We start from the raw sequence: 24,562 nt of genomic DNA on the forward strand, positions 1-24,562 counted from the left end.
AGACAGGAGTTTAATGTGGAAACAGGTACTCTGATATCGCTAGCGCTGTACTTCATTGTCATGCTGGGCATTGGCTTATATGCCTATAAGAAGTCAACCGACTCGGTTTCTGGCTATATGCTAGGTGGCCGTGGGTTAGGGCCCGCTGTGACAGCGTTGTCTGCAGGTGCGTCTGACATGAGTGGTTGGATGTTGATGGGTCTACCCGGAGCGATTTATGTTGCCGGCGTATCGCAACTATGGATTGCTGTGGGTTTGGTCATTGGCGCCTATCTTAACTACGTGATTGTCGCACCCAGATTGCGCACATACACTGAAGTAGCCGATGACGCGATTACCATTCCGGATTATTTTGCTAACCGCTTTAATGATAAAGGCCGTGCGCTACGTATTTTCTCGTCCGTCGTTATCATTATCTTCTTTACGTTATACACATCAGCGAGCTTAGTCGCAGGGGGTAAGCTATTTGATAGCTCCTTCGGCATGGACTACACGACAGGCTTATGGGTAACCGCTGGTGTTGTCTGCGCGTACACCCTGTTCGGTGGTTTCCTAGCCGTCAGTATGACGGACTTTGTGCAAGGCTGTATCATGTTTGTCGCACTGGTATTGGTGCCGATCGTCGCTTTTGCAGAGCTCGGTGGTTACAGCGACGTGGTTGGTCAAGTCAAAGACATCAACCCCCAATTCCTCGACTTCTTTATGGACGGCTCCACCGGGGAAAGTCTCGCCGCACTCGGTATCATATCCTTGCTCGCTTGGGGTCTGGGGTATTTTGGTCAACCCCACATTATCGTGCGCTTTATGGCGATCCGCTCAGTGAGTGATATCAAAAACGCACGTCGCATTGGTATTAGCTGGATGTTTGTGTCAATCATCGGTGCCATGGCGACAGGCTTTGTTGGTATTGCTTATGTGGCGGAAACTCAAATGACGCTGAACGATGCGGAAACGATTTTCATCATTTTCTCGCAGTTCCTATTCCATCCGCTGATTGGTGGCTTCCTGCTAGCAGCGATTCTTGCGGCTATCATGAGTACCATTTCTTCGCAGCTGTTAGTGAGCTCAAGTTCACTCACCGAGGACTTCTATAAAGCGTTCTTACGCAAAGATGCGTCTGATAAAGAGCTTGTAGCCGTCGGGCGAATTTCTGTATTACTCGTCTCTTTAGTCGCTATTTGGTTAGCGTGGAACCCCGAAAACACGATTCTCTCACTCGTATCTAACGCGTGGGCCGGTTTCGGTGCAGCCTTTGGTCCAGTCGTTATTTTAAGCTTATTCTGGCGTCGTATGAACCGTCACGGTGCACTTGCCGGTATGCTGTTAGGTGCTATTACTGTCCTTATCTGGATCTACGGTCCAACCGTTGGCGGCGAGCATCTAAGCGCGTACGTATATGAGATCGTTCCAGGTTTCATTATCTCGACTATCGCTATCATCGTCGGTAGCTTGGTAACGGCAGAACCCGACCAAAACCTCCGTGATAAGTTCGACGAAATGGAACAGATCATGGATGACCATTATCACACTGCCAAGTAAAGCTAAGTAGTTAGACGCTGCAGTTAGATACTAAAAAGCCACCTTAACGGTGGCTTTTTTTATGTTTTCGGAAGTGAGGTTTCAGCCGCGACGCTCAGCATACAGTTGGATTTCGTCCATAATTAAGCCTTCCATCCGCTTAGTCGTTTCGTAGCCAATCTCGATACCCTCTTTACCGCGATCAAATTCCATGATGCCTATATGTCCGAGTTTGGGCTGAATTAAAATATCGGGCGGATCACCCGCCATTCGAGCCTTTGTAATACGCTCTTGCATAATATCAATTGCTCCTGACATGACGCTAAACATACCGGGTGGTTTATGAGGATTCGCCTTGAACCTATCTTTTAAATTATCAATGTAGTGACTGCTGCTCGACCAAAAGTTCTCAAAGAAGCTATGCTCGGCGTTGCCCTCGTTTTCATCTATTTTTTCCTTTTGTACTTGCTCAGCTTCAGTTTGGGGTGGAATACTACGCCCTCGCTGCTCGGCGACACGCGCATTGAGTTGCGAATTGAGGTGTACAGCAATTACGAAATCCGCACCGAGTGCTCGGCATAACGAAACGGGGACTGGATTCACTAGCCCACCATCAATCAACCATCGCCCATCAAATGCTGTGGGAGCAAGAACCCCCGGCATAGCGCTGGAAGCACGTGAAGCATCGTATAAGTCACCTTTTCGCAACCAAATTTCACGACCGCTGTAAAGATCGGTCGCCACAGCGCCATAGGTAATGGGTAAGTCTTCGATTTTTTTAGCCCCGAATTGCTCACGAGCGACATTGAATACCTTTTCTCCACCGATAAGTCCGCCTTGGTTGAAGCCAAAATCGAGAAGATTCCAAACTTCCCAACGACCCATATTCAAAACCCAGTCTTCTATTTCCTCTATGCGGCCCGAGGCGTAGCCCGCGCCTACCAACGATCCAATAGAGGTACCTGCAACCATATTGATATGCACGCCCATTTCTTCTAGCGCTTTAATCACACCAATATGAGACCAGCCTCTTGCGGCTCCCGAACCCAGCGCAAGAGCAACTTTAACTTCTGACATGTCGCGACTTCCCAATTGTTAACAATATGCGTAAACTGTTCACACTAACGTCAAGGATAGATTAATTACAAGCGTGGAGTCTACTCGGTGTTTTTTTACGTTGCTCGTCAGCCCATACTCAACGAATCAAAAGCTATATACGGATATGAGCTACTTTTTCGAGATGGACCAAATAATTCGTTTCCTAATATCGCATCCGATGAGGCTACTATACGGTTAGTTGAAGGAAGTGAGTTCAACGCCGGGGTAAAATTATTAACCGATAATAATTTTGCTTTTGTAAATTTTTCTGAAAGCGCTTTACTCGATGGCTTACCCAGCCTGCTGCCGACAGATAAAACCGTGATCGAGCTTTTAGAGGATATCCCACCCACACCGGCCATTCTTGAAGCCGTCCAACGTTATAAAGGTGAAGGCTACCAAATAGCATTAGATGACTTTGAGTATCATCCAGACTGGCATGAATTCCTGCCCTACGTCGACATTATAAAAGTCGATTTTCGTGCAATGAATACCGCTCATATTAATCAGCTGCTTAAGGATTTGCGTTTTTTTACAGGTCGTTTATTGGCTGAAAAAATAGAAACCTATGATGAGTATCAACAAGCCAAGTCGCTCGGATTCACACTGTTTCAAGGGTATTTCTTTGCGCGCCCAGAACTTATTCAAAAACGTGTGTTGAGCTCTTCACAGGCCGTTTGCATGCGCCTACTCGAACTCACCAGTGAACCTAATTATCATATCGACTCGGTCGCCGAGCTGATCGAGCAAGATATTGGCTTGACCTATAAACTGCTCAAGTTTGTTAATTCAGCCTTTTTCCGTCGGCAGTCAGAAATTAATTCGATTCAACAAGCGATTGTGCGACTAGGTCAAGTCGAAATTCGTAAGTTTAGCGCTCTGATTGCGGCCGCATCACTCGCTGACGGAAAGCCCGATGAACTAATAAAACTTTCGTTTATTCGCGCCCGATTTATGGAGCTTTTAGCACAACATAATGAGCAGTATAAAGTAGAACCTGCCAGTGCCTTTTTGACGGGTGTTCTATCGAAGCTCGATGCAATGATGGATAACGAATTAACGGTGATCCTGTCAGGCGTCGCAATTGCTAAGGAAATAAAACGTCCACTCATCGAAGGCACGGGTCCAATGGCTTTCTTCTTGCGTACCTGTGAGGTTTTAGAACAGGGAAACTGGACGCAGCTTGAACGATTAGCCCAGCGGTTACGTATAAAACCCGCACAACTGATTGAATATTACCAACAAGCACAACAATGGGGTCAATCCTTCGCAAAAACTTAAATAGGACGTCAGTATGCATTCATCAACGTGGTTAGCGCGTCAAGCAGAAGCGCCTTCTCGACAAGGCGATACCCGCTCACCATTTCAGCGTGATAAAGCACGTATATTGCATTCGGCGGCATTTCGTCGGTTGCAGGCAAAAACACAGGTTATGTATATTGGTATGCATGACTTCCCTCGTACACGACTCACTCACTCATTAGAAGCCAGTCAAATCGGTTCAAGCCTAGTCGCGCATCTTCATCAGCAACAACCCGATATAAGTCGCTCACTGGGTCTTTCGAAGTCATTAATCGAATCACTTTGTCTCGCTCACGATATTGGCCATCCACCGTTTGGTCATGGTGGTGAGATAGCACTCAATTATATGATGCGACGTCACGGTGGGTTTGAAGGTAATGGCCAAACCTTTCGTATTGTGACGCAAATTGAAGCCTACACACCCGATGCCGGCATGAACCTGTGTCGACGTACCTTGCTGGGCTTGCTTAAATACCCTGTGTTGATGTCGGCGGCACGAAGAGCAATTTTGCCCGATGATGTCACTCATTTTCGCCACTTACCCACCCGCCAGTGGTTACCGGCTAAAGCCCTATACGATGATGATAGTGCTGCACTCGATTGGTTACTTGAGCCACTTTCTGCATCCGACCGTGAACACTTGGGTCAGTTTAGCGAAATGCCCACCACGGATCGTCATGGTCGCAGCGCATTTAAAAGTGTCGACGCCTCCATCATGGAGATCGCAGATGATATCGCTTATGGTGTGCATGACCTTGAGGATGCAATCGTAGTTGGCTTAATCAATCGTGAACTTTGGCTCGAGCAAATGTTTCCTAAACTTCAAGAACTAGCCTCTGCTCTCGTCGATTTTGACGCCGTAGAACTCACCGATAACTTATTTTCGAGTCATCATTATCAGCGCAAAGCGGCAATTGGTAGTTTAGTCAATCGTATACTAACCTCTACTCAACTCGTCTGTCAGAGTGAACAGTTTGAATCCGATTTACTATCTTACAAGGCGCAATTGGCCAAGACAGAACAACAGCTGTTAAACGCCTTGAAGCATTTCATTTTTACCTTTGTGATTCGTAAACCAGAAATGCAAGTGCAGGAGTTTAAGGGGCAACAAATTGTCATGGAGCTGTTCGATGCGTTATCAGTAGAGCCAGACCGATTATTGCCTGAAAATACTGCGACACGCTACAAAGCGGCGAAGCAGCAAGGTTGGAACTCTGCACGCGTCATTTCCGACTATCTTTCTGGCATGACCGATGCTTATGCTGCAAGACTGCACCAAGAGCTATTTTCTGTTCAACCACCCCGAATATAAGCCCCTCGAGCCAGATGATTTGATAAAAAAAGCGCCCTGAGGCGCTTTTTTTATCGATTGCTAAAGGTTAGCTCAACGACAAGTCATCATCGGTATTCGCTTTCGACTTACCCTTGTCTTTGCCATCGTCAGCAGCGGCCTCATTCTTATCTTTCTTTGCAGGTTTAACCAAAAGAAGCTCACGCAGTTTACTTTCGATCTCTTCAGCAATTGAAGAATTCTCTTGCAAGAACTTCATTGCATTCGCTTTACCTTGACCAATTTTGTCGCCGTTGTAGCTATACCAAGCACCCGCCTTATCAACAAGCTTATGCTTAACGCCTAAATCAACCAATTCACCCTCTTTCGAGATACCACGACCATACATGATCTGGAAATTGGCTTCTTTAAACGGTGGAGCCACTTTGTTTTTAACGACTTTAACGCGCGTTTCGTTACCGACCACTTCGTCGCCTTCCTTCAACGCCCCGGTACGACGGATATCTAAACGCACAGACGAATAGAACTTCAATGCGTTACCACCGGTTGTGGTTTCAGGGTTACCAAACATAACACCAATCTTCATACGTATTTGGTTGATGAAGATACATAAGCTGTTCGACTTTTTGATATTAGAGGTCAGCTTACGCAGTGCTTGTGACATCAAACGAGCTTGCAAGCCAACGTGGCTGTCGCCCATTTCGCCCTCGATCTCTGCTTTCGGTGTCAGCGCAGCAACTGAGTCGACAATCACCACATCGACGGCACCTGAACGGACGAGCATATCGCAAATTTCTAGCGCTTGTTCACCCGTATCGGGCTGCGAGACTAGCAAGTCATCAACACGCACGCCTAGTGCTTCTGCGTAAATCGGATCTAATGCATGCTCTGCATCGACGAACGCACACGTTTTACCTGCTTTTTGCGCTTCAGCGATGACTTGTAAAGTTAGTGTTGTTTTACCACTTGATTCTGGACCGTAGATTTCAACTACTCGTCCAAACGGCAAACCACCGATACCTAAGGCGACATCTAGACCTAGCGAACCGGTTGATACCGATGCGATATCCATCGTTTGGTTGTCACCCAAACGCATAATAGAGCCTTTGCCAAACTGACGTTCGATTTGGCTTAAGGCGGCGTCCAGTGCTTTTGAACGATCGTTGCTCATGCTATGCTCCAATTTGTTTCGTTAACACCTGTGAGTATACTGTATAAATTCACAGTATCAAGTTTATTTGTTTAAATTTTCCAGTAATCGACTTAACACATAGTCGATGGTCGCTAATCTGACTTCGCTGCGATCACCCTCAAATACCTGTTCATAAGTATCACAGCGCTTCTCGTCACAAATCGCCATCCACACCAAACCCACTGGCTTTTCGACACTCCCCCCACCGGGACCTGCAATGCCACTCACAGCAATTGCCCAGTCGCTTTGGCACTGCTTCATGGCTCCGCGCGCCATTTGCTCAACACAGGCTTTAGACACCGCGCCTTGCTGTTCAAGTACCTCACTCGATACACCCAGCAACTTTTGTTTTAGTGCATTAGTGTAGGTGATGAGACCGCCATTGAACCAGCCAGAACTGCCTGCAATCTCTGTCAGAAGATAGCCTATTCCACCGCCGGTACACGACTCTGCCGTGGCTACAGTTTGACGCCGTTGCTTTAGTTGCTCTGCTAACGCATTTGCGTGTTTAATCAGTTGCGCCCAGTTTCCGCTGCTTGTTACCATAGACGCAGTCCTCGTTGAATAAAGATAATCATAGTATGCCAGTCTCACCGACCTCTGAACAGAGCATTCAGGCGCACACGCCGATGATGCAACAGTATCTAAGAATCAAAGCAGAACACCCCGATATGTTGCTGTTCTATCGGATGGGTGACTTTTACGAATTATTTTATGATGACGCTAAACGTGCGGCGCAATTGCTCGACATTTCGTTGACTAAACGAGGGGCAAGCAATGGCGAACCTATCCCTATGGCAGGTGTGCCTTACCATGCGGTTGAAAACTACTTGGCGCGTTTAGTCACCCGCGGTGAATCAGTCGCGATTTGCGAACAAGTGGGAGACCCTGCAACCAGTAAAGGTCCTGTCGAACGAAAAGTCGTGCGTATCCTCACGCCAGGAACCATTACTGATGAATCGCTACTTAATGATAAACAACAGAATCTATTGTCAGCTATTTGCGAGCTTAAATCGAGCTTTTCACTCGCGACGCTAGAGCTGAGCAGCGGTCGTTTTTGGCTTAGTGAGCCACAATCTCGGGAGCAGTTAGCCGCCGAGTTACAAAGACTACAGCCCGCAGAATTACTCTACCCCGAGGGAATGAGCTTAGCGCAGCTACCTTTGGCACATTGTCGCTGCAGAAAGCGTTCGCCTTGGGAATTTGACGCCGATACTGCATTTAAACTTTTAACACAGCAGTTTGCGACCCGCCATTTAGCCGGCTTTGGGTTTAATCAACAGGAACCGATACTCGGTAGTGCCGGCGCTGTCATGCATTATGTGCAAGACACCCAACGTGCAGCCTTACCACACATTCGCTCAATTACACGTGAACCCACTGATGATGCCGTTATTCTCGACGCTGCAACACGTCGAAACTTAGAACTGAATCAAAGTGCTCACGGCGAATCGACTCACCTTACGGCGGTTTTAGATGAAACCGTCTGTGCAATGGGCAGCCGTAATTTTCAACGCTGGCTCCAGCGTCCTTTGCGTGACCATGAGATACTCAATCAGCGTTATGACGCAGTCGAGGCATTAATGACAGACGACCGATATCTCGAGCTGCGTGAACACCTTAAAGCAATCACTGATATAGAACGAATCGTCGCACGAATTGGCTTACGCAGCGCACGTCCAAGGGATTTTGCGAGACTGCGTGATAGCTTAGCGAGATTGCCAGAACTCAAGGCTGACTGTGGTGCTCCCGCACTGAGCTACTTAACTCAACGTATTGCGTCATTTGATGAGTTACTTGACGTACTCAATCGCGCTATTATCGAACAGCCTCCCGTGCTGATTCGAGATGGTGGTGTCATTGCGTCTGGCTATGATACGGAGCTTGATGAATTACGTGATCTTGCTACCGGGGCAACTGATTATCTGAATGCACTAGAGCAACGCGAACGCGAGAGAACAGGCATAAGTTCACTGAAAGTGGGCTATAACAAAGTGCATGGTTACTTCATAGAAACTTCAAAAGCCGACGGAGATCAAGTTCCCGTCGAATATCAGCGTCGACAAACTTTAAAAAATGCCGAACGTTATATCATCCCTGAATTAAAGGCGCATGAAGATAAAGTACTTACCGCCCAAGCCAAGTCATTAGCGCGTGAAAAAGCGCTATATGATGGTCTATACGACCACTGTCTACCGTTTGTTGACGGATTACAGCAAAGCGCATCGGCGATTGCCGAGCTAGACACGCTATGTGCATTTGCAACACTGGCAGTCGAGCAAAACTACTGTCGACCTGCACTCGTAGAGCAAAGTGGTTTATTAAAACTCTCACAAGCGCGCCATCCCGTCATCGAACGATTAAGTGATGAGCCATTCATCCCCAATGACTTAGCAATGACTGATAAGCGGCGCTTGCTGATGATCACGGGCCCAAACATGGGGGGCAAGTCGACGTATATGCGTCAAGCAGCGCTCATTGTCATCCTTGCGCACATGGGATGTTTTGTTCCCGCACGAGAAGCTGAAATTGGATTTGTGGATCGAATATTTACTCGTATTGGTGCATCAGACGACATCGCATCGGGTCGCTCCACTTTTATGGTAGAGATGACAGAGACCGCCAATATTTTGCATAACGCGACATCGGAAAGCTTGGTGTTGATGGATGAAATAGGCCGCGGTACGTCCACCTACGATGGGCTGTCGTTGGCTTGGTCGGTGGCTGAACAATTGGCGTCAAAACTCGACTGCCTTACATTATTTGCCACACATTATTTTGAGTTGACTGAGCTTGCTGAACGTTTGGAGAACAGCTGTAACGTGCACGTCGAAGCGCAAGAGCATAACGATCACATCGTGTTTTTACACACCGTAGCGGAAGGTTCGGCCAACCGTAGTTTCGGCTTGCAGGTGGCTAAGTTAGCCGGCGTACCCAATAATGTAATCGAGCGGGCTAAGCGAAAACTCACGGAATTAGAGCAGCAGCCTAATAGCCCACAGATGGAAATACCTCTATCCGAGACGACGACACCGGAGCCGACTATAGACCCCCTACGTGAGGCGTTAGAAGCGCTTGACTTAGATCAGATGACACCAATGCAAGCGCTGATGTGGCTCAATGAACAACGAAAAAAGCATTAATGCCCAGTAAATAGCGCTTCAAGCGTGAGCCCCTGTTGACGCAAGAAGTCGCGTAGTTTGCGTAACGCCTCAACCTGGATCTGTCGCACACGTTCGCGGGTTAAGCCTATTTCATGACCGACATCTTCAAGCGTCGACGGTTCATAACCCAATAGGCCGAAGCGACGCGCTAACACTTCCTTTTGTTTTGGATTGAGTGCATCCAACCATTCAGTGATGCGCTCTTTTAAATCACCGTCTTGTAGAACGCCTTCAGGCCCGTCATCAGCCTCATCAGTCAGAATATCAAGCAGTGCTTTATCATTGTCGCCACCGATGGGTGTATCAACCGATGTCACACGTTCATTGAGTCTCAACATTTTAGTGATGTCTTCGACCGGCTTATTTAAACTGGCTGCGATATCTTCAGCGGTCGGCTCATGGTCGAGCTTGTGAGCGAGCTCGCGCGCCGCGCGCAAATACACATTCAGTTCTTTAACCACATGTATGGGTAAACGAATGGTCCGTGTTTGATTCATAATCGCGCGTTCGATCGTTTGCCGGATCCACCACGTCGCATAGGTTGAAAAGCGAAATCCCCGCTCAGGATCAAATTTCTCGACTGCTCGAATAAGCCCCAAATTGCCCTCCTCGACGAGATCTAATAACGCTAAACCTCGATTACAGTAGCGTCGAGCAATTTTAACCACCAAGCGTAAATTACTTTCGATCATACGCTTACGTGCAGCAATATCGCCTTTAAGGGCTCTTCGAGAATAAAAAATTTCTTCTTCTGCAGTTAATAGAGGGGAAAAACCTATCTCGCTGAGATATATTTGCGTAGCGTCCATTTTACGCTGATATTGACCCGAGCTAACCAACGCTTCTTCGAGCGCCTGTTCCTCTTCTGAATTATCACGCACATCATCAGATAATGTTGAAGGATCGACTTCCCCTTCCTCCAACACATCGACTTCTTTCATGTCATCTTCAATTTCGCTTTTACGCTTACTACTCATGACGTTCCCCTTGCACTACTCTGCATACAGACCTCAACGTGTATCAGTCAAGGCCGAGCAGCCTACTTACCTAGTTGGGTAGGTAGTGTCTCGGGTTGACTGATTTGCCGCGATAACGCACTTCAAAGTGCAACATAACACGCGTGGTTCCTGAATCGCCCATTTCTGCAATTGGCTGTCCGACATCGACCCACTGTTGCTCAGTAACTAAAATTTTTTCGTTGTGTGCGTAGGCAGTAATAAAATCATCGTTATGTTTCAGAATGATTAAATTACCATAGCCTCTCAGGCCACTTCCTACGTACACGACTTTTCCCGCAGCGGCGGCATGAACTGCATCACCTTTTTGGCCTGCAAAATCCAACCCTTTGTTACCTCGCTCGGCTAGCGAAAAATCACGTATAATTTTTTGCGTAACGGGCCAACGCCATTGGATGTCTTTGTTCTTAACTGACATCGTGTCTGGGCGTGAGACAACCGACTGACGTTCTTCTCGCCTCGGTTTAGCAACTACACGCTCCTTAACATTTGTTTTAGGATTTTGTTTTTCAATCGTTTTTTTACTGTATGTATTTTGAACATACTCTTTCGTATCAGGCTTGGCAACGGTTTGCGTTATATCTTTTTGATTCTCTGATGACGGTTTCTTAGAACTCGTAGTTTTGGGGCTGGGCACATCTAAACGCAGCATTTGTCCCGGAAATATGGTGTAAGGTTCGGCGATGTCATTAATACGCGCCAGCTGGTTAACATCCATGCTGGCGCGAAAAGCAATTGAATACAGCGTTTCCCCGCTCTGAACCTGGTACTGCTTAGCTTGCGCGAGGCTATCGGCTTCATAATCCTGATACGTTTTACCCGTATAGAGTGTCTCCACGGGCGCGGGTGCAGAACGTGACGAACAGCCAGCGACAATTAACTGTGCGCCAACTAGACTCAAAGTCAACACCTTATACAGGGTCATGAATAGCCGATCCTTAAGACATGAGTTTAACAATCAAGATTACAAGAATAGCGATAATAACGGTAGCCCAACCGATGCGATCAACATACGTCCTCAATTTGATCGCCATTTCAGGGCCTCCCCAGCGTAGCAGCCAAGCAACTAGGTAAAACCGTAATCCCCGACTCACTGCTGAGGCGAGTAAAAACGGTAAAAAAGCCATACTCAGCATACCGGCGCTCACCGTAAATAGCTTGTAGGGGATAGGTGAGAAGCCAGCGAGAAAAACAACCCAAATACCATAATGTTCGAACCAATTAACGATGGTTGCTAATTTATCCTCATAGCCCATCAATTCGACAAACGGTAAAACCGCAGCGTCATAGGCCCACATACCAAGCACAAACCCAACACAGCCACCCAACACTGAAGTCAGTGTTGTTATTCCCGCAAATCTGAATGCCCGCTTAGGCTGTGTCATTGCCATAGGCGCTAACATCACATCCGGGGGGATCGGAAAAAAAATAGCTTCGGAAAAACTCAACGCCGCCAGGATCCATTGCGCATGAGTATGCTGAGACCAGCGCAGCACAGCGTCGTACATCTTGGTAAATAGCTTCACTGAGTTGCTCCTTTAACTAAAGGCACAAACCGCACATCACCAATACGCTGCTGTTCGAATTCGTCGCCAAAACGCCTTACAACCGTTAGAGTTTGCTTAGTTTCACCCACAGGAATGATCAACACCCCTCCATCAGCGAGTTGCTCGAGCAATGCACTCGGCAATTCACTCGCTGCGGCGGTGACGATGATGCCATCAAATGGTGCCTTACTTGTCCAACCTTCCCATCCGTCACCGTGGCGCATCGAGACATTGTGGATATCGAGACTACGTAACCGGCGCTTAGCCTGATACTGCAGCTGGCCGATACGCTCTACGCTAAAAACCTGATCGACTAATTGCGCCAGTATCGCAGTTTGATAGCCTGAACCCGTGCCGATCTCTAACACGTGTTGGCAATGATGTTGAATCAGCAACTGTGTCATTGTTGCCACCATCAATGGTTGCGATATCGTTTGTCCATTCCCGATGGGCAACGCGGTGTTTTCATACGCTTTATGGGCAAGCGACTCCGGCATAAATCGCTCTCGCGGTGTCGCCTGAATGACATCCAGCACACGTTGATTAGTAATGCCTGCTTGCAACAATGTTTGTACTAATCGCTTCGCCATCCCTGAGTGATTTCTATTGAGCATCTTCCCGTTCCGCTAACCATTGATCTAATGTGTCTTGATGACGTTTTGCGGTCATATCCAGACTTAATGGTGTAATCGATACATAGCCCTCATGAATGGCTGCAAAATCAGTGTCTGGCGCATCATCTAAATGATGACCGATGGGCCCATACCAGAAGATCTCACGACCAAAGGGATCGCGATCACGCACCATAGTTTCAGCGCGGTGTCGACGGCCTAACCGAGTTACTCGTGTGCCTTTAATATCATTATAAGGCCCGTAAGGAACATTAACATTGAGCACGGTATCTAACTGAAGAGGCTTCGATTCCATACTTTCAACCAACTCGGCAACGACTTGCGCCGCCGTATCATAGTAGTCATGTCCGCGTCCCCCCATCGACACGGCAATGGCAGGCAGACCTTTAAACCGCCCTTCCATTGCAGCAGCCACTGTACCTGAATAAAACACATCGTCGCCCATGTTAGGTCCGTCATTAATGCCTGAAACCACTAAATCAACCTCTTCGGCAAACGGCGAGTTAGTGCCAATATGAACACAATCAGTCGGCGTGCCATTGAGCGAGTAAAAGCCATTATCGAGCTGTTGCAGACGCAGTGGATTATGCAGGGTCAGTGAATTACTCGCACCACTACAATTTCTATCTGGTGCTATCACGCGGACCTCAGCAATAGATTTTAAGGCTTGATACAGCGCGTGAATACCGGGCGCATGAACGCCGTCATCATTACTCAACAGAATCTTCATCATTTTCAGTCACCGACAAATCAATTAGTTCACTAATACACGCAGTTGCAAAACTGCCTTTAGGTAATTCAAAATAAATAACCGCATCGCTACCATCCCAACATAACTCAGGGTCAGTCGGTTTAAGACGCATAGCACGGCGGCTGGCTTTAACCTTTTTTGACGCTAAACAGTCAATAATGTCAGCCCACGGACTTACACAGTCGGTTTCAAACTGCTCAGCTTCCCCAGAAATGAGCGGCTTAGAAACCCAGCCGGGTTGACCAGCCGTCAACTGAATATCGCCAGTGGTAAGACGCTGTTTCAGCTCATCATCCCACTGCTCAACATGAAAAACTGATTGTGACCCGGATAGCATCACACAGTCACCTGCAAGCGTTTCAAAACCGTACTGCTGATAGCGTGAAGACGCTATTTGGTTGAATAGGAATGAGCGTACAGACGACAACAACCGGCTTTGCTCTGGCTTTTTCACACGTTTGTTGCTGCCACCCGCTCGCAGCCATTCGAATCCACGAGTTAAGTTATTCTGGTCATGACCGAATCGTTGCGGGCCAAAATAGTTAAGCGTGCCGTCGGTCACAAGCGAATTCCAGTTTTGCTCAAACAGTCCCTTATCGGCAACATCACGCAAGCGGATCTTAAACTGATTCGCTTCATGTAAGCCGAGCTTAAGTTTCTTTTGTCGACGAATCACCTTCAGGACTTGGAATTCTTCATTGTTGAGCTGTTGCCAATCTAAAGTCTCTTGCCCGGGTAATTGCACAGAAAACCATTGCTCAGTAACTGCATTACGGTCTTTTAAACCCGCATAACTGACGTTTTTAGGTGAGGTATCGGCAAATCGGGCAAGCTGGCGCGCAACAAACTGTGTATTGGCACCGCGCTTACGAATCCACAACCACTGATGTTCACCCTCTCCGTCGTCCGCGACATCAAGTCGTTCGGTCACGACAAAGTCTTCGGGGTGAAGTTTAAATTGTGCTTGCGTGCGCTTTGAATTGAGCCTAGCTGGGTTAATTGCCGCGTCTAACTGACTCATGACTGACCCGCCATTAATACCACTGCATGGCACGCTATACCTTCATTCCGGCCAACAAAACCTAGCTTTTCCGTCGTTGTCGCTTTCACGTTCACCGCATCACTCACCACATCCAGTAAATCCGCGATACGTTGTCTCATCGCGTCAATGTGAGGTGCCATTTTAGGCTGCTGAGCCACGATAGTAACGTCGATGTTGCCGACAGCAAATTTGCGCGAGGCAGCCAATTGCATGATATGAGTCAGTAGCTCACCGCTGTCTGCGCCCGCAAATTGATCATCGGTGTCGGGAAAGTGACGACCAATATCACCTAAACCCAATGCGCCTAACACTGCATCACTAATAGCGTGCAGCACAACATCACCGTCTGAGTGAGCCAAAAGACCATCAGCGTGCGGCACTTCAACACCACCTAGCATTAAGGGCTTATTCTCTGCGCCCCAGCGGTGCACGTCATAGCCATGACCAACACGAATATTCATCATGAGTGATTAATCTCTTCGTTTAAATAGTAACTGACCAACTCGATATCTTCCGGGAAGGTCACTTTGATATTTTTATATGAGCCCATGACCAATCGCGGTTGATAGCCAGCGAACTCCATCGCTGACGCTTCATCGGTTAGGCCTGGATGAGCGACGCCCATCTTGTTAATAGCCGCTATCAAAGGCTTAATCGCAAACACCTGAGGCGTTTGCGCTTGCCACAATCGCTCACGGGAAACCGTGCTGCTTATCGTCAAACTATCGGCTTGCGCTCGCTTTAAGGTATCGCGTACCGGCAACGCCACGATAGCGCCTTGATCTTGTAATGTGCCTTGTTCAATTACGTCCAGTAAGACGCTTAATGGCAAACAAGGTCGTGCTGCATCATGTACTAACGCATGACTAAAACCTTGTCGTGCTGCCTCTTTTAGCCCCATCAGCACAGATTCAGCGCGCGACTCGCCGCCGGAAACCGTTTCAACCGCCTCAGGCCAGCGCGGATATAGGTTGATAGCCGTTGGGTTAACAGCAACGAAAACGCGTTGCACTTGAGGGGCACGCTGAATCGCAGCGAGCGTGTGAGAGAGTATTGGTTGAGATTGGATCTCAATAAATTGCTTAGGTTGCTCGCTTTGCATCCGGCTCCCGGTACCTGCTGCGGGAACGACGGCCGCGAGCTTAATCCCCGACGAAGATGACATATTACTGCTCAAGCCTCCTCGGGTGCACAAGACGGAAAAACACTTCTTCTTTTTTTATCATACCGAGTTCGTTGCGCGCGCGCTCTTCCAGCGCGTCTTCGCCCTCACGTAAGTCTTTAATATCCGCATAAAGCACTTCGTTACGCCGCGCCAAGTTGTCATTCGCTTTGCGTTGATGTTGCACTTCTTGTTGCAAGCGCCAATAGTCTGGCAAGCTGTTCTTACCAAACCAAAGACGGTATTGTAGCGCTGCTAATACGCCAACCAGCAAAATAATGACAATTCGCATAAAGTGCTCTGGAAAACCTGTATTAGTGCCATTATGAAGTCTAAAACTGAGTATGCAAAGCCATTGAGGTGTTTTTTTGGAATATATCTATGCTGCAGTGATTATTTTCTTTGCCACCACCTTACAGGGGATCAGCGGCTTTGGCTCTGGCCTTGTGAGTGTGCCTTTGTTAGTGCTGTTTTTGCCCATGACGACCATTACACCCACGTTGTCGATCGTGAACGTATTTTTAAGCGCAATTATCTATTACAAGAACCGACACGCCGCGCATCCCCGTCAGTGGCTTTGGTTACTCGGGGCGGGATTTGCGTTTTCCATTGTTGGCAGCCTGCTCTTGGTCGAGGTCAACGAACGAGCAATCCAATGGCTGTTGGGGTTGCTCATCTTAACAGTCGTAGCTGTGTTGGTGAGTGGCCGCAATTTACCGACTTTTAATCATCGCCCCGGTCATGTCGGAGTCGGCGCTACATCGGGAATACTAAACGGACTCATGACGCTAGGTGGCCCACCCATCATCTTATTTCTTGCTAATGCAAAGGTTGATAAAACAACCTTTCGGGCCACTTTGGCATTGTTCTTTTTAGTCATTGCTATTGCTAACGTGCTGACCTTTAGTACGCAAGGTGTCTACCAGCGCTCCCACCTCACGCTCCTTCTGGCAATGGTACCTTGCGCAATGTTAGGCGCCCTATTTGGGCATTATCTTCAACGATTTGTCGTTGAGCAGCAGTTTAAACGACTGACGTTAGGATTAATGTTATTATCCGGCGTATCCGTTTTATTTCAGGCGATATGGAGTACTTAAGTCGAAATGTTACCCGCTGAACTTTTAGTTGTGTTGTTGAATCTTGCGATTCTATTGGTGTGTTATCTGCACGTTTTTCCAAGAGTTGCGGGTAAATCGATGGGCAAGTTGGCACTCGCAAGCGCCAGTGCTATTGCCTTCGCGCTTGTAATTGTAGGCTGGAAATACATGGGGCTGGGCTATCCATTTTTATTATTTGGAGGCTCATTAAATTGGTTTTGGTATACCCTGATTACTTACGCACTGATGGAAATTCCCATCGCCATTTGGTACTTGAAAAGAAACCCTTCTTAGCTAAATTACGTAGCTTTCGTGTTAAACTAGCCGGGATTTTAATGTAAAGGAGTCTGATATGGCCGCTTTTGGCACCGTTTTCATGCCTGAAATGAGTATTGCAGAATACCAAGATGGGCAATGGCATTCCCCTCAAATAAGTACCGCGAATAGCTTGTCTTTGCATCCTGGTGCACATGCTTTGCATTACGCTAGTACCTGCTTTGAGGGATTAAAAGCATTCAAGCATGCTGATGGTTCGGTTCATATTTTCAGGCTTGATCAAAATATCAAACGCATGCGTCAGAGCAGTAAATTGCTGGCTTTACCCGAGATCGATACGACGCTCCTTGAGCATATGATCGTTGATATCGTAAAACATTTTAAAAACGAAGTACCTAACCCGCCAGGCTCCATGTATATACGTCCAACGCATATCGGCACCGAGCCCGCGATTGGTAAAGCAGCCAGCCCAGCAACTCAGTCGTTGCTGTATGTGTTGTTATCGCCGGTGGGCGACTATTTTGCCGGCGGCACGCGTCCGCTAAAACTGTTGATTGAAACTGACGGCATGCGTTGCGCACCACATATGGGTATGATTAAAAGTGGTGGTAACTACGCCAGTGCATTAAATCCAATTATGCAAGCACGCGCCCAATACGATGCTGACCAAGTACTGTTTTGCCCAAATGGGGATGTGCAGGAAACAGGCGCTGCCAACTTCTTACTCATCGACGGTGATGAGATTATTACCAAAGATTTGGATAGCAGTTTCTTACACGGTATTACCCGTGACTCAATTCTGACACTCGCTAAAGACATGGGCATGAAGGTGAGTGAGCGTGCCTTGTCAGTTGATGAACTCCTCGACCGTGCACAAAAGCCGGCTACCGAAGCGGCGCTGTCTGGCACAGCGGCAGTGCTGACCCCCGTTGGTTCGCTGATTCACAATGAGCAAACTATCACCATCGGCAGCGGCGAAGAAGGCCCCAAAACGCAATTATTGCGTCGCGCGTTAAATGAGATTCAATGGGGTGAGCGAGCAGATTCATTTGGCTGGTTAACTGCCGTTTAACCTCCTCCATCGCGTACAACAAAGGTTTCCAAGAGCACCACGGGTTGCCCATCGTCGGGCAGCTCAATGATGCCTTGTTCAATAAAGCCGAGTTTATCTAACAATGTTAGCGAAGCGGCGTTGCTTGGGTTGCAAATGGCACTCAGACGCGTGAGGCGTGTACACTGAGCTACGCGCTCCATCAGCGAGCGTGCTGCTTCAATGGCGTAGCCCTGTCCTGTATACACGTTTGATAACGCATATCCGATGTCTGGGTGATCGAGAAAGTCACGCTTTAACAACCCCATTAATCCTATCGATTTACCATCCTGCTTACGCACCATCAACATCAGGCCTAAATCATAGTGCCGGTACTGCATTTGCGGCCCTGTTTCGATATAGTTGATAGCATTATCAATGGTTCTAACCTGCTTATCAGCAATTTGTTTAATGAATTCAGGTTCATTGAGTAATGTTAATATAAACTCCGCATCCGTCCCTTTAAGCGGTCTAATCACAAGCCTTTCTGTTTGCCAAGTCGAAATCAGTTTCATAGCACGTCCTTAATCATGGGCTATTAGCATAACTCAAACTTGCAACTTTAGATATTTAGACTATTATCTAAATATCTAACTAACGGTAATATCTTCATAATGAAACAACAACTGGTATTCAAAGCGCTTGCCGACGGCACTCGCAGAGATATTCTTCGTGTATTGCGCTCTGGCTCCAAAAGTGCGGGTGAGCTGAGTGAGGAGTTTTCAATTACTAAAGCTTCTCTCTCACATCATCTAGCGTTATTGCTGAGTGCCGAGTTAGTGCGCCGCGAGCGCCGCGGACAGCAGCTCATATATTCGCTTAATAGTTCAGTCGCCGAAGAGGTAATGGCGATCTTATTTGGTCTATTTTCTCACAAGGAGGACTCATGACCTTTACGCTCCCTTGGAAGCATCGTTGGATTAGCTGGTTGCTGATTGTATTAAGTGCCGTTTTTGTGGGCGCGCTCTACAACCAGCTACCGCAAGAAATCCCCAGTCACTGGAACTTTGAAGGTGAAATCGATGCCTATCAGTCAAAACCTCTTGGCGCCTGGCTGATGACACTGATTATGGTCGGACTTTGGGCGCTCATGGAATGCCTGCATGTGCTCTCTCCCAAAGGCTACAAAATAAATAGTTTCCGCACGACTGTCGGCTTAATTACCAACTTGATGCTAGGCTTTATTTTGCTGATTCAAGTAGTCCAGCTGAGTGTTGCGCTCGGAGCTGAACTTGAGTTACCAACAATCATCGTTGCCGGTGTCGGCGTCTTATTTATCTGTTTGGGTAATTACTTAGGTAAGCTGCGGAAGAACTTCTTTATTGGTATTCGCACGCCTTGGACCTTAGCCAGCGATGAAGTCTGGTATAAAACCCACCGTTTGGGAAGTTACTGTTTTGTCATTATTGGCGCGATACTAGTGTCGAAAGCCTGGTGGCCTATGCCACCGACTATGCTCATCGCGCTCATTGTTGTGCTTGCACTTGTGCCCACAGTTTACTCGTTCGTTATATACCGACGACTACACTCGGGTGATAACGAAGACTAAGCATTTTTATTTTTATCTTCATACATGCGTTCATCAGCTACGTGCAGGAGTTCTTCAAGCGAGCGTCCCTCAGCCGGGAACTCCGCACGGCCAACACTGGCGTGAATGGTTAACTCGCCCTTCTCAAACACAAAAGGGTGCTCACGCAAGTGTTCAACGATGTCTTTAACACTATCGCTGTTACCAAGCTCACTCGTTTTTAGAGGACGTAACACGACAAATTCATCACCACCGATACGCCCGGCTTCCTTGGCATTCACGTAGGTGTTCAATATTGACGCAACATGCATGAGAAACTTATCGCCGACCGCATGCCCGTACCGATCATTAATAGGTTTAAACTTATTCAAATCAATATAAATGACTTCTAATGGCTTATCATTGCGCGATGCTAACGACTTAAAACGTTGCGTTAGCGCTCTTCGATTGAGTAATCCTGTCAAAACATCCGTTTGTGCTTGTTGATGCAACGCACGATAACTGCGGCTTAGTAGTGCGATGACGGCGGCAAGTACAATGACCCCGGCGTAACCGAAGAAGCGCAGCCAACCCATGCCACTGACTTTTGTATTCGTGTGTTTTGCGCGCGCATGGATCTGCCAAGTTTCATTAAACACATCAAGTTCAGTCGTCGCATCCGCCGTGTTTAAAATATCAGGATTGCCGAGAAAAACCTCCTCACCCAGCTTTTCGACCGAAGCGCGACTTAACGCAAGCTCGTAGTCCGCAGCGCTCCCTTCACGAACGCGTCGCATGATTTCTGATATATCGACCAATAACCGTACCGAACCCCAGTAAAATCCTGAGAAAGTGAAGTGTCGGGTATAGATTGGTAATGTCACATCTAACGCCAGTGCACCATTTTCTAATAAACGTGGGGAGGAAACTTGATAGTTTTCAAATAACTGTGCAACTGGGGATGTGAGATCGTATTGCTTGGGTGCTTGGCTTGTCCATAACGTCATAGCCGGCGTTATTGGATAGGCAAACAATAAGTCTTGGTTACGCCAAACGGATACTCGTTTGACCACAGGACTTTCTTTAAGAATAGACACCGCGAGTAAGCGCGTGTTAACCGGTTCAGTGACAGGCTGCACAGAGAAATAGGAAGAAAATGCAAAGGCTGCACGAGACGCTTCACCAAACAATTGCTCCATTTGAGAGCGAATACCAACTAATTCAGTCGTTGCTCGGTTACTTTTAAGCTGCTGATACTGCGATGAGGTTAAATTAATGACCCACTCAACACAGGCGATGCCGACCAAAAATACAACGACTAACAAACCATGAAGAAAATTAAGTTGTAATCCTTTAAACCTATCTAGCAACAGCAAATATCCTTAATCACAATCAGTTAGGCTACCTAATAAAGCGCATTGTATCGTGAATTCATAATTAATCCATCCACATTCGCAACAGGTTTTGATAGCTTTTAGAGAGCAGAAGGTATTGTTCACTGCGTCCCTTGGCCTCAAACTCCTGCATGACGGCTTGCTGCATATCAAACAGTAAGGCGCGTTGCTGAGCATCTCTCACCCAACTCTGACACCAACCAACTAACGCAGTGCGTTGACCTGCTGTCACAGGCTCTACCTGATGCAAAAAGTGACTTGGATAGATCAGCACATCCCCCGCATCTAAGCGCCAGCTTCGCTCACCACTATGTTCGTCTATCGTTAATGCACCACCTTGATACTCGTCAAGCGCAGATAACGAGAGTGTAAAAGAGATATCGGTGCGCGCTTGATTCATGAGTGCGTCATCCACATGAACACCGTAACTTTGCTCATTTTGATAGCGATTGATCATGCTTCGTGCAATTGTTTTCGGACGTAAAGCAGCCTCCACCCAGGGGTTTCTCAGCATGCGCTGAAGCGTAAAATCAACCAGTCCTTGCGCTTTTTGGTCAACACTCAATTGCTGATTGTTTTTAACAGATTTAGCCCCTGCCCCCGCGGATAATTTGCCATCAGTGAAGGTATGCTGAGCAAGTTTCTCGTTAATAACATCAATGGTGGGTTTATCGATGACTTGCTGTAAGTGGATAATCATATTGAGAACATACCTTTTATTTGCGAATAGTTATCATTTTTGAGATTATAACTGAAATAACATTGAGCAAAAACAAGGATTCCATGATGAGAGAAAAACGCAAGAGTTGGATTGCGGTCAGTTCGGCGATTGGTGCCTCGGTGGTCATCAGTCAAGGTGCCGTTGCGACAACCAGCCCTCATACCAGCCTAGCCCCCGCTACATTACTCACTGCGCCGGGTCCAATGATGGAAGGCGAAGGTGAAGGCGCTGTAAGCGTGGATTTAACCACCAATGATTCAGCGTTTTTAGCGCAACTTGGTTTAATACGTGGTCATTTATGGGTCGGCATGAAGCTTTATGAGCAAGGTCATCTAGAAATGGCGAAGACCCATATGAAACACCCCGGTGATGAGCTCTACGCGGGCTTAGTGAGTGCCTTCGAAGCGCGCGACCTACCGGGCTTCGCAAAACCATTGAGCGATTTAGCCGATAGCGTCAATAATGATGCCGATAAGGCCGTCGTAATGGAAAACTACGCCGCATTGAAAGACGCTATTGCGGCTAACGAACCTTTGGCATCAATGACCGCAGCGGAAGTACTAAAAAGTATCGCCAGCATGTTACTCACCTCAGCCGATGAGTACGCCATTGGTATCAAACAAAACCAAGTGGTTAATGTGCATGAGTTTCAAGACGCGTATGGATTTCAACAAATCGCGTTGAGCCGTCTCGACGCGTTGTCTGAAGCACAACGAGCAGGTGCAGAAGAGGCTATCTCAGAAACGCGTAAGGTTATTCAGGGACTTGACGAGCTTTGGCCAACCACCACACCTGAGGGTGAGCTCGAAGGTGATGCAAGCCTGATTTACGGTGCGGCGTCACGCATCGAAATGGAAGCTAATGGCATTTAACGCGCGATTTTGAGTGCCACTTTAAACTGACGCCAGTCTAGAGTGGCTACCAGCAATAGTTCGCGTAAGGTGAGCGTTCGGGGGTTAACGCGCCCCCGATGATTCCATTGATGACCGCAACAGGCTGCGGTCATAATACGTTTGGTCGGCTTCAGCAAGGTTAAATCAGATGACTCACCCTCACCGCTAAAGCTAAACCACCCCTGATAGTTTAAATGCACACGATGGTGCTTACTATCGACGCGGTCAATACTATCAAGCACTATCGTCTTAAACTCACTCGTTTCGTAACGCACGGGAACCACGAGCCCGAGTGCCGCATGCTGTTTAAACCACGCGTGTTGCTTTTGCGCTGTGCCTGTTCCTGCTGGGCAGGTTGATGCCTGAGGCGCTTGCCAACTGGCGTTCTGTGCATCGAGTTGTAACGGACTGTGCTGTGCCGCTTGCAATGAACCGTGTGCGGCATGGCGCACGTAAAATGGAAGGCTCGCTAAACGTCGGCGCAATAAGCCGGCATCTAGCTCTTCTTGTGAGAGTTGTATTAATGTTCTTTCATACAAAGCTGAGCAGAGCTCAGCGATATCGCTGTGCTCTGCTATCGGCTGAAAAATGTCGGCCTGCGAATTATCCAGCTTTGACTTCTTGTCGACCGCGGTATGGCGCTTTGCCATCCAACTCACCTTCAATGCGTAGCAATTGATTGTATTTGGCTACACGATCCGAACGGCAAAGCGAGCCGGTTTTAATTTGACCGGCGGCTGTGCCAACTGCTAAATCTGCAATGGTTGCGTCTTCAGTCTCACCCGAACGGTGACTGATAACCGCAGTGTAACCTGCTTTACGCGCCATCTCGATCGCTGCCAAAGTTTCTGTCAGACTACCAATCTGATTAAATTTAATCAAAATTGAATTTGCGATACCCTTGTCGATACCTTCTTGCAAGATACGCGTGTTAGTCACGAACAGGTCATCACCCACCAACTGTACACGGTCACCTAGCTTTTCAGTCAACACTTTCCAACCATCCCAGTCGGACTCGTCTAAACCGTCTTCAATGGAAATAATCGGATAACGATCACATAACTCAGCAAGATAGCTGGCGAATCCTTCGGCATCAAAGGACTTGCCTTCTCCGCTTAGATTGTACTGACCGTCTTTGTAGAACTCAGATGCAGCACAGTCCAATGCAAGCGTTACGTCATCACCCATGCGGTAGCCTGCTTTTTCAACGGCTTCGACGATCACTTGTAGAGCTTCTTCGTTAGAGCCTAAGTTCGGCGCGAAACCACCTTCGTCGCCCACTGCAGTGCTCAAACCACGCTGCTGAAGCACTTTTTTCAGCGCATGGAAGATTTCAGCTCCCATACGCAAGCCTTCTTTAAAGCTTGACGCGCCAACCGGCTGAATCATGAACTCTTGAATATCGACGTTATTGTCCGCGTGTTCACCACCGTTAAGGATGTTCATCATCGGTAGTGGCATGCTGTATGTCTCAGGCGTATTGTTGAGTTCAGCAATATGCTGGTACAACGGCATGTTTTTATAGGCCGCTGCTGCTTTGGCGACGGCCAAAGAAACGGCCAAAATAGCGTTAGCACCAAGCTTTTCTTTATTATCGGTGCCATCTAAGCGCAACATAATTTCGTCAATCGCGTTTTGGTTAACCGCTTCAGCGCCACGCAAAGCTTCAGCAATCGCGCCATTAATATTGGCAACCGCTTGCTCAACACCCTTACCTAAGTAACGGTTTTTATCACCGTCGCGCAACTCAAGCGCCTCTCGTGAACCTGTTGAAGCACCGCTGGGTGCGGCAGCGCGACCCATGTGGCCTGACTCTAAATAAACGTCTGCTTCTACCGTCGGTTACCACGCGAATCCATAATCTCACGC

At 47.6% G+C, this 24,562-nt stretch carries 26 protein-coding genes and 1 pseudogene; 10 read left to right on the forward strand and 17 right to left on the reverse strand.

Going from position 1 to position 24,562, the window contains the following annotated elements; translation table 11 throughout:
- Positions 1–15 precede the first annotated feature (15 nt).
- Positions 16–1,539, forward strand: coding sequence for a sodium/proline symporter PutP (gene putP / locus OS145_RS08830; RefSeq protein WP_006956027.1), 1,524 nt, complete (start codon positions 16–18; stop codon positions 1,537–1,539).
- Between the two features lie 81 nt (positions 1,540–1,620).
- Here the strand turns inward: putP and rssA are convergent, their stop codons facing one another.
- A complete protein-coding gene (gene rssA / locus OS145_RS08835; RefSeq protein WP_006956028.1) occupies positions 1,621–2,595 on the reverse strand; it encodes a patatin-like phospholipase RssA in 975 nt (324 codons plus the stop codon).
- 87 nt (positions 2,596–2,682) lie between these two features.
- Between rssA and OS145_RS08840 the strand changes: the two genes are divergently transcribed.
- Positions 2,683–3,897 (forward strand): EAL and HDOD domain-containing protein, encoded by a 1,215-nt coding sequence (locus OS145_RS08840; protein WP_006956029.1) that lies wholly within the window; start codon positions 2,683–2,685, stop codon positions 3,895–3,897.
- A 13-nt stretch (positions 3,898–3,910) separates the two neighbouring features.
- A complete protein-coding gene (locus OS145_RS08845) occupies positions 3,911–5,230 on the forward strand; it encodes an anti-phage deoxyguanosine triphosphatase (RefSeq protein WP_006956030.1) in 1,320 nt (439 codons plus the stop codon).
- A 67-nt stretch (positions 5,231–5,297) separates the two neighbouring features.
- Here the strand turns inward: OS145_RS08845 and recA are convergent, their stop codons facing one another.
- A complete protein-coding gene (recA, locus tag OS145_RS08850) occupies positions 5,298–6,380 on the reverse strand; it encodes a recombinase RecA (protein WP_006956031.1) in 1,083 nt (360 codons plus the stop codon).
- A gap of 63 nt (positions 6,381–6,443) precedes the next feature.
- Entirely contained in the window at positions 6,444–6,947 is a 504-nt protein-coding gene (locus OS145_RS08855; RefSeq protein ID WP_006956032.1) for a CinA family protein, read from the reverse strand.
- Between the two features lie 35 nt (positions 6,948–6,982).
- On the opposite strand from OS145_RS08855, the gene mutS reads away from it, so the two are divergent.
- Entirely contained in the window at positions 6,983–9,544 is a 2,562-nt protein-coding gene (mutS, locus tag OS145_RS08860; RefSeq protein ID WP_006956033.1) for a DNA mismatch repair protein MutS, read from the forward strand.
- On the opposite strand, the gene rpoS is transcribed toward mutS, so the two are convergent.
- From rpoS to ftsB, 9 genes are all read right to left on the reverse strand, one after another.
- Entirely contained in the window at positions 9,541–10,542 is a 1,002-nt protein-coding gene (rpoS, locus tag OS145_RS08865; RefSeq protein WP_006956034.1) for an RNA polymerase sigma factor RpoS, read from the reverse strand. The genes mutS and rpoS overlap by 4 nt on opposite strands.
- Before the next feature lie 70 nt (positions 10,543–10,612).
- A complete protein-coding gene (locus tag OS145_RS08870; protein WP_006956035.1) occupies positions 10,613–11,506 on the reverse strand; it encodes a peptidoglycan DD-metalloendopeptidase family protein in 894 nt (297 codons plus the stop codon).
- Positions 11,507–11,519: 13 nt separating this feature from the next.
- Positions 11,520–12,107, reverse strand: coding sequence for a YqaA family protein (locus OS145_RS08875; protein WP_006956036.1), 588 nt, complete (start codon positions 12,105–12,107; stop codon positions 11,520–11,522).
- On the reverse strand, positions 12,104–12,742 hold the full coding sequence (locus OS145_RS08880; RefSeq protein WP_006956037.1) for a protein-L-isoaspartate(D-aspartate) O-methyltransferase: 639 nt from the start codon (positions 12,740–12,742) through the stop codon (positions 12,104–12,106). Before OS145_RS08880 ends, OS145_RS08875 begins: the two co-directional genes overlap by 4 nt.
- A complete protein-coding gene (gene surE / locus OS145_RS08885; protein ID WP_006956038.1) occupies positions 12,732–13,493 on the reverse strand; it encodes a 5'/3'-nucleotidase SurE in 762 nt (253 codons plus the stop codon). The genes OS145_RS08880 and surE overlap by 11 nt, the downstream gene beginning before the upstream one ends.
- Positions 13,471–14,532 (reverse strand): tRNA pseudouridine(13) synthase TruD, encoded by a 1,062-nt coding sequence (gene truD, locus OS145_RS08890; protein ID WP_006956039.1) that lies wholly within the window; start codon positions 14,530–14,532, stop codon positions 13,471–13,473. Before truD ends, surE begins: the two co-directional genes overlap by 23 nt.
- Positions 14,529–15,014: a 2-C-methyl-D-erythritol 2,4-cyclodiphosphate synthase gene (gene ispF, locus OS145_RS08895; RefSeq protein WP_040488049.1), complete on the reverse strand. Its 486-nt coding sequence runs from the start codon at positions 15,012–15,014 to the stop codon at positions 14,529–14,531. Before ispF ends, truD begins: the two co-directional genes overlap by 4 nt.
- Positions 15,014–15,718 (reverse strand): 2-C-methyl-D-erythritol 4-phosphate cytidylyltransferase, encoded by a 705-nt coding sequence (ispD, locus tag OS145_RS08900; RefSeq protein ID WP_006956041.1) that lies wholly within the window; start codon positions 15,716–15,718, stop codon positions 15,014–15,016. Before ispD ends, ispF begins: the two co-directional genes overlap by 1 nt.
- A 1-nt stretch (position 15,719) precedes the next feature.
- On the reverse strand, positions 15,720–16,007 hold the full coding sequence (gene ftsB / locus OS145_RS08905; protein ID WP_006956042.1) for a cell division protein FtsB: 288 nt from the start codon (positions 16,005–16,007) through the stop codon (positions 15,720–15,722).
- A gap of 76 nt (positions 16,008–16,083) precedes the next feature.
- Between ftsB and OS145_RS08910 the strand changes: the two genes are divergently transcribed.
- The 3 genes from OS145_RS08910 to OS145_RS08920 are packed head-to-tail and all read left to right on the forward strand — an operon-like array spanning position 16,084 to position 18,160.
- Positions 16,084–16,812, forward strand: a complete 729-nt coding sequence (locus OS145_RS08910) for a sulfite exporter TauE/SafE family protein (RefSeq protein ID WP_006956043.1) — start codon at positions 16,084–16,086, stop codon at positions 16,810–16,812.
- Positions 16,813–16,818: 6 nt separating this feature from the next.
- Positions 16,819–17,106 (forward strand): hypothetical protein, encoded by a 288-nt coding sequence (locus tag OS145_RS08915; protein ID WP_006956044.1) that lies wholly within the window; start codon positions 16,819–16,821, stop codon positions 17,104–17,106.
- A 58-nt stretch (positions 17,107–17,164) separates the two neighbouring features.
- Complete coding sequence (locus OS145_RS08920; protein ID WP_006956046.1) at positions 17,165–18,160, forward strand: branched-chain amino acid aminotransferase; 996 nt, start codon at positions 17,165–17,167, stop codon at positions 18,158–18,160.
- Here OS145_RS08920 and OS145_RS08925 read toward each other — a convergent pair.
- The gene (locus OS145_RS08925; RefSeq protein ID WP_006956048.1) at positions 18,157–18,693 is read right to left on the reverse strand and encodes a GNAT family N-acetyltransferase; all 537 of its coding nucleotides are present in this window, start codon (positions 18,691–18,693) and stop codon (positions 18,157–18,159) included. The two genes, OS145_RS08920 and OS145_RS08925, sit on opposite strands and share 4 nt — an antisense overlap.
- Positions 18,694–18,792: 99 nt before the next feature.
- Between OS145_RS08925 and OS145_RS08930 the strand changes: the two genes are divergently transcribed.
- Together OS145_RS08930 and OS145_RS08935 are read left to right on the forward strand one after the other, a co-directional pair.
- Positions 18,793–19,068, forward strand: a complete 276-nt coding sequence (locus OS145_RS08930; protein WP_006956050.1) for an autorepressor SdpR family transcription factor — start codon at positions 18,793–18,795, stop codon at positions 19,066–19,068.
- On the forward strand, positions 19,065–19,727 hold the full coding sequence (locus OS145_RS08935; RefSeq protein WP_006956052.1) for an SdpI family protein: 663 nt from the start codon (positions 19,065–19,067) through the stop codon (positions 19,725–19,727). The genes OS145_RS08930 and OS145_RS08935 overlap by 4 nt, the downstream gene beginning before the upstream one ends.
- On the opposite strand, the gene OS145_RS08940 is transcribed toward OS145_RS08935, so the two are convergent.
- Complete coding sequence (locus OS145_RS08940) at positions 19,724–21,055, reverse strand: sensor domain-containing diguanylate cyclase (RefSeq protein ID WP_006956055.1); 1,332 nt, start codon at positions 21,053–21,055, stop codon at positions 19,724–19,726. The genes OS145_RS08935 and OS145_RS08940 overlap by 4 nt on opposite strands.
- Positions 21,056–21,122: 67 nt before the next feature.
- Positions 21,123–21,779, reverse strand: coding sequence for a Fe2+-dependent dioxygenase (locus tag OS145_RS08945; protein WP_006956057.1), 657 nt, complete (start codon positions 21,777–21,779; stop codon positions 21,123–21,125).
- An 83-nt stretch (positions 21,780–21,862) separates the two neighbouring features.
- On the opposite strand from OS145_RS08945, the gene OS145_RS08950 reads away from it, so the two are divergent.
- Complete coding sequence (locus OS145_RS08950) at positions 21,863–22,672, forward strand: 4-helix bundle domain-containing protein (protein ID WP_242603666.1); 810 nt, start codon at positions 21,863–21,865, stop codon at positions 22,670–22,672.
- On the opposite strand, the gene OS145_RS08955 is transcribed toward OS145_RS08950, so the two are convergent.
- Both OS145_RS08955 and eno read right to left on the reverse strand, forming a co-directional pair.
- Entirely contained in the window at positions 22,669–23,343 is a 675-nt protein-coding gene (locus tag OS145_RS08955; protein ID WP_006956060.1) for a hypothetical protein, read from the reverse strand. The two genes, OS145_RS08950 and OS145_RS08955, sit on opposite strands and share 4 nt — an antisense overlap.
- Positions 23,297–24,562 (reverse strand): annotated as a pseudogene (gene eno, locus OS145_RS08960) (phosphopyruvate hydratase); the annotation flags it as partial. The gene OS145_RS08955 and the pseudogene eno, both read right to left, overlap by 47 nt.

Source organism: Idiomarina baltica OS145 (assembly GCF_000152885.1).
In the GTDB taxonomy this organism is placed as follows: domain Bacteria; phylum Pseudomonadota; class Gammaproteobacteria; order Enterobacterales; family Alteromonadaceae; genus Idiomarina; species Idiomarina baltica.